The organism is Bacillus sp. MYb56 (assembly GCF_002976445.1).
Taxonomy (GTDB): Bacteria; Bacillota; Bacilli; order Bacillales; family Bacillaceae_G; genus Bacillus_A; species Bacillus_A mycoides.
Genome location: NZ_PCOH01000123.1, coordinates 1 through 1,369 on the forward strand (window position 1 = coordinate 1; position 1,369 = coordinate 1,369).

Consider the following 1,369-nt stretch of genomic DNA (forward strand, 5'->3'; position numbering starts at 1 on the left):
GCTAGATCACACACTTGCTTTCATTATTTTCTTGGACCATACGCGGCAATTGGTTTAACAAGTTTCGCATCCGTCGCTTCCCATATAGGGGCAGTTAATGTTGGATAGTTCAATGCTTCTACTTTTTTTCTCGTTTCTTGTGATGCTTTCAGTCCCCATTGATCAAAAAATGGAAGTACATTTTGTTTCGCTACTTTCGATGTATTGAAAATAAATGCTTGTATTTCATCTTCATCAGTTTCTGGAAGTGTATCCTTTGGTAACTCTCGATATAGTTTGTGAAGGTTCGGATAAAAATCTTCCCCATATGCTAAATGAAGTTGCCAAAACATAACAAGTTTCACAAACAAGTCATCAATAGCTTTATACTCTTTATCTGCTTGTTTTAAGTATGCAAAGGCTCTATCGTAGTCCCCTTCTTTTTCTAAACGCGTTGGTTGATTCGGGAATAATTGTTTTTGTGCAGCTAAGGAATATATATTAACAGTGACTTCAGTCATTCCATTCGAAGCCCACGTCCAAGGGTTTTGTTGCCTTGTGTGTCCTGCTTCATGCATTTGTCCCCATCCAAATTCATTTACATTTAAAGCACTTTTAATTGCGTCATAAGCAGTAGTAAATACGACTCCATCCCGACCTGCATACATGTACATGCCCGGTGGGTTGTTAGGGTTCTCTACAAAAGCCCAAAGACGGCGAGTTGAACGATGTAACGGATTAGAACTTGTTTCAGAAAGTCCCGATATTTTATCTTGCGCTCGAATCATTTCATCGTATTTTTCTAATAGGGGAACAGGATCTTGATCCACAATATATTTCTTGGCACTATCACGAGTAACAGTAAGTACTGCTTTCTTTGACTTTAATTGAACAGCATGCGCATCTGGATACTTGTCCATCATAGCAATCCAGTCCTCTTTCGTATGCTTCCCTAATTCAAAGAATGGAACAGGGCTCCCGCCTTGTGTTACTTTCACCTTAACAGTTCCTTTCCCTTCAGAGTTATCAAACCCTAATAAACCACCGTTTGGAGAGGATATGGTGTTAGAACCAGGAGAAAGACGAAATGCTTTTCCCCCTTCTTTATCATATTCATTTGTCCCAATAGTTGCTCCAAGCTTTTCTAATCCTGATAGTCCCGATACTTCAATTGTGACTTGCTCATTCGATTTTACATAAATTCCTGTTGGCACATAGTTTCGTTGCTCACTTCTTCTTTCTCTTGCTGCTTCACCCATATAATGTCCTGTACTTGGAAGTTCAAACTTTCTCTCTTCATATTGTGCCTGGGTTTGTGTTGTTTCAGCATGAATGTTCAAACTATTTACAGTCATAGATGTAAATAATGTCGTTGTCAAAACAGCAGATG

The 1,369-nt window shown here is 38.9% G+C and carries 1 protein-coding gene; it reads right to left on the reverse strand.

Going from position 1 to position 1,369, the window contains the following annotated elements; genetic code table 11:
* Positions 1–23: 23 nt before the first annotated feature.
* Positions 24–1,369, reverse strand: a 1,346-nt coding sequence (locus CQ058_RS31305; protein WP_105590275.1) for a M60 family metallopeptidase, incomplete at its 5' end; no start/stop codon positions are given.